Genomic DNA, 3654 nt, shown 5'->3' on the forward strand with positions numbered 1-3654 from the left:
ATGGAAAATGCCAAAAGGCAAAGCAATATAGCAGATTTAATTTCATTTGTAAGGTGCAGCTATTTCTACGCTTACTTTTATCTGGATATAATGTGACTAATTGTTGGCGTTGACTCTGTACCTATTTCTAACTATCTATTCAGTGTTGTTCGAATTATAAGAATGTGGGCTGCCGTTCATTTTTTAGAGTAGTTATTTTAAATTGTTAATGTGTCTTCTTGCAAAGGGTGGTTTATTATAATTATGATCCCTAATCTTTTTCACTTCGTGTTTGGATTAAAAGAACAAACCGAGCCTTTGCATCTTGCACATGCTTTGGCTATAATATCCTGTGCCAGAGTCAATAAACCCGTAAAAATTTTTTTCCATTATCATCATGAACCATATGGTCCGTACTGGGAGGTAGTTAAACCTCTTGTTAAGCTTATTAAAGTTACCCCACCTGATAATATTTTTGGTATTCCAATTAAACATTATGCTCATCAGGCAGATATAATAAGACTTAATGCTCTTTTGGAGATTGGCGGAGTGTACGCGGATATGGATACACTTTTTGTTAATAAACTGCCTCCTGATCTTTTCCAAAAACCCTTTGTAATGGGAAAGCAGGGGGAAATGGGGCTTTGTAATGCCTTTATGATGAGTAGCAGGCAAAGCCGTTTTGCTAAACGGTGGCTGGATGGGCACGCTAGTGCATTTAAAGGCGGCAAGCCCGGTACGCCAGAATGGGATAATCATTCAGTTTTTTTCCCGGGACAATTGGCAAAAACTATCCCCTCAGATATTCATATAGAGCCGCAAATCAGTTTTTTTAAGCATCTATTCACGGCACATGGTTTGAGTGACTTATTTGAAAAGACTGACACAGATTTGGATAATGTTTATTCTATGCATCTTTGGGAGAATATCGCATGGGGGAAGCATTTATCGAAGCTCACCCCCGAGATTATTAAATCTACCGACACTACTTATAATTGTATTGCCAGGAGGTTCTTAGATGAAATTTGATCTCGGTGGACGCTGTAAAAATAAGGAATTTACCACGGTAAATATGGAAGAAGATTGTGATATTAAACACGATATTCTTGATGTTGACGGCTTTATTTCAAATGATAACGTTGTGAGCGAGTTTCGTATGATTCACACTCTCGAACATATCCCGACTTCGTTGTATGTAAAATTTCTTAAGACCTTAAGGCGCAAACTTAGGTCTGGTGGGAAAATTAGCGTTGTTCTTACAGATGCGGAAGCCGCTATAAATATGTGGAAGGACGATGTTTTATCATTTCGTGCTATGAAAAAAATACTATTCCCTCCGGCACAACTTACTGGGGCGAACCAGCTTATGGCACACCATAATATGTGGAATACTCTTGACCTTGCCAGAGATTTTCAGGCTTTGGGTTTTGAAGTTTATAGCTTTGATGCCGGTTATTGGAATTTTGATTTAACGGATGAATTCTTTCCTGAAGAAATGAAACAATTTCAAGGGCTGAAGATTAAAAATATTGGCGTAATGGCTCTTTTGAGAGGGTAGATCTTGTGAATAAAGTAGATGTTATTATAAGTGTTTGTGGTAAGCCTATTCAAACTTGTTTGGCTTTGCTTTCTCTTGAACGCGCTTGTGGGGATCATATTGATAAGATTTATTTTATAGAGGAAAACACTCAAACTCGTGGAATCGACGTTGGTTGCCATGATTATATTTTGAATGCTTTGTCTCATAAAATTGTTCACTTTATGCCTAAGCAATGGAACTACTGTTTTCCCATTGAATGGGATAAAATGGAAGATATAGATTATCGACATTCCATCCGTTATCAATATGGCTGGGAAATGAGTGATAAAGATTATGTGTTGATTATCCACAATGATGTTATCTTTAAACAGGATGTTGTTGGGTCAATGCTAGATGGGATAGGTGACAATGTGGCAGCTGGTCACATCGGGCAATGCTGGTATTGTCCCGCTTTTTTTTCCGGCAAATGTACCCCGGATACATATATGGACTATCGTCCTGAATTTCGTGAATTGGTCAGTTTATATCGTGGAGCACAGCCTCCAGAAGGTAAGCAAGTCCGCGCTTATCATATACCCAGAATGCATCCCATTTTTTTTAAACAGCCATGGCCTCTACCGGAGTGTAGGGTTAATGAATGGTGTTGTTTGATAAATATGAAAATAGCTCGAAAAATGACCATGCCCGTAGGCAAGGCTACTCCCTTTGGTGCATTTATTAACGTTGGTAAGCAAATTTTAGATGTAGGTTGTCAGTGGTTTAGGGATATGCATCTTAGAAATCAGACTTGTCTTAATTTCGACATCTACAAGGAGATGTACCATGATGTTCCGCCTACAGGGCAACCCTCGTTAATCGATAGGGACCGTTACAAAGATAAAGAACTAGTGGCTTTGGATGTTCTTAGGGCAGAGTTTAATTATCCATATTAATTTTTTATCAAAATAGTCTGTTGTTTAAAGATTAGAATCATGTGTAACCGACCTAATTAAAGCCTGTATCTTCGATTGCTTTACAATAAAGGCTATGTAGCTTTTTTGGAGTATATATCGATCTTTTTCGAGGAATTTTATAGGGCAAAACTGTACGCAAAACTGCGTACAAAATTCGGTAGTTTTAGCTGGTTTTTGGCAGTTTTTAAGATGGTCCAAATTGCATTAATCTCGTATGAATCAAGAAGCTACACGTAACCGTGATCATATTTCCCTTCACTTTCAGTAGTTCATGAAAGTCAGGAGAGCTCACGAAGGTTTGAATTTCTTTTCTCTGCATAAGGTGGTGAATGTCATAGATATGTCTGATTTTCTGACCCCGGGACTCAGTCGGAGTCTCGCCGCACGAAGCTTCACACTATACCCCATGCCTTTTTGTTTTTCAGAATTGTTTCAGATATTGGCAATTTGTATTTCGTATATGGATTCAAAGTCGCACGTAAAGATTCGATTAGAAAGGGGGTAGCTAACCCCTTAGGAAGGCTTTCGCAAACCCAATAAGCCTTTGCAATTCTTCTTTTGTAAGTACTTTTATCCTTTTCTTTACAGCAGCAATAATTTCGTTTGGTGTGCAATCTTGTGCTTTCTTGATAAACCTCAGAGCCTCAAGCAGTTCTAAAAGGGGGATTTCTTCTTTCTTAATTGATGAAACATAACTGCGCACGAACTGGACTTATAATTTCCCCACAGTTTGCTTTTTTCTGGGAGTGATACTCGCAATGGTAAGGGTGCTAGGAATCTGCGTGGCTATTTGGAGTTTCAGGTATACTGACTGTCCGGTGAGGATTCCGGTAACTCTGTTGTCTTTGCGTGTCAGGAAAGAAATCAGTTCTTCGTCAGAAGGGCTGACCTGCCCCAAAATAGTTTTCTTTGGGCGGTAGAAAGTCCCTTTAGCTTGCCGGATTAGAATCTGCTTTTTCACCAGAAGTTCCAAAGCTTTTGCCAGAGCCTGCGGTTTGCGCTCCTGCAAATCTCTAATGTCTTGATAAGTAATGATCTTCCCCGGTGGGATCGATTTTATGTAATTATTTATTTGTGCTGAAACTTGCATGATTTAATCCTCTCCAGGTAACCGTCCAGACGGCTGCATCTTCCATTAATTTTCTCATATGACATACTTCCTCCCATTCAAGGAGGATGAAT

Annotated in this window: 4 protein-coding genes; 3 read left to right on the forward strand and 1 reads right to left on the reverse strand. The window is 39.0% G+C overall.

Features of this window, described 5'->3' with window-relative positions; translation table 11 throughout:
• The first annotated feature begins 243 nt into the window (after positions 1 to 243).
• From JEY82_RS19510 to JEY82_RS19520, 3 genes are read left to right on the forward strand one after another with little or no spacing between them, the layout of a single operon-like run.
• Complete coding sequence (locus JEY82_RS19510; protein WP_304088955.1) at positions 244 to 1008, forward strand: glycosyltransferase; 765 nt, start codon at positions 244 to 246, stop codon at positions 1006 to 1008.
• Positions 998 to 1537 (forward strand): hypothetical protein, encoded by a 540-nt coding sequence (locus tag JEY82_RS19515; protein ID WP_304088958.1) that lies wholly within the window; start codon positions 998 to 1000, stop codon positions 1535 to 1537. The genes JEY82_RS19510 and JEY82_RS19515 overlap by 11 nt, the downstream gene beginning before the upstream one ends.
• 5 nt (positions 1538 to 1542) lie before the next feature.
• Positions 1543 to 2451 carry a hypothetical protein gene (locus tag JEY82_RS19520; protein ID WP_304088961.1) on the forward strand — a complete coding sequence of 303 codons (909 nt, stop codon included), beginning with the start codon at positions 1543 to 1545 and terminating at the stop codon, positions 2449 to 2451.
• Positions 2452 to 3184: 733 nt separating this feature from the next.
• Here the strand turns inward: JEY82_RS19520 and JEY82_RS19525 are convergent.
• Positions 3185 to 3562 carry a DUF6088 family protein gene (locus tag JEY82_RS19525; RefSeq protein WP_304088963.1) on the reverse strand — a complete coding sequence of 126 codons (378 nt, stop codon included), beginning with the start codon at positions 3560 to 3562 and terminating at the stop codon, positions 3185 to 3187.
• Positions 3563 to 3654: the final 92 nt, after the last annotated feature.

It is taken from the genome of Maridesulfovibrio ferrireducens (assembly GCF_016342405.1).
Taxonomy (GTDB): Bacteria; Desulfobacterota; Desulfovibrionia; order Desulfovibrionales; family Desulfovibrionaceae; genus Maridesulfovibrio; species Maridesulfovibrio ferrireducens_A.

Coding starts and splice junctions, on each gene's coding strand:
- JEY82_RS19525 (WP_304088963.1), bottom strand. CDS start 3,562: ATGCAAGTTTCAGCACAAATAAATAATTACATAAAATCGATCCCACCG.
- JEY82_RS19515 (WP_304088958.1), top strand. CDS start 998: ATGAAATTTGATCTCGGTGGACGCTGTAAAAATAAGGAATTTACCACG.
- JEY82_RS19510 (WP_304088955.1), top strand. CDS start 244: ATGATCCCTAATCTTTTTCACTTCGTGTTTGGATTAAAAGAACAAACC.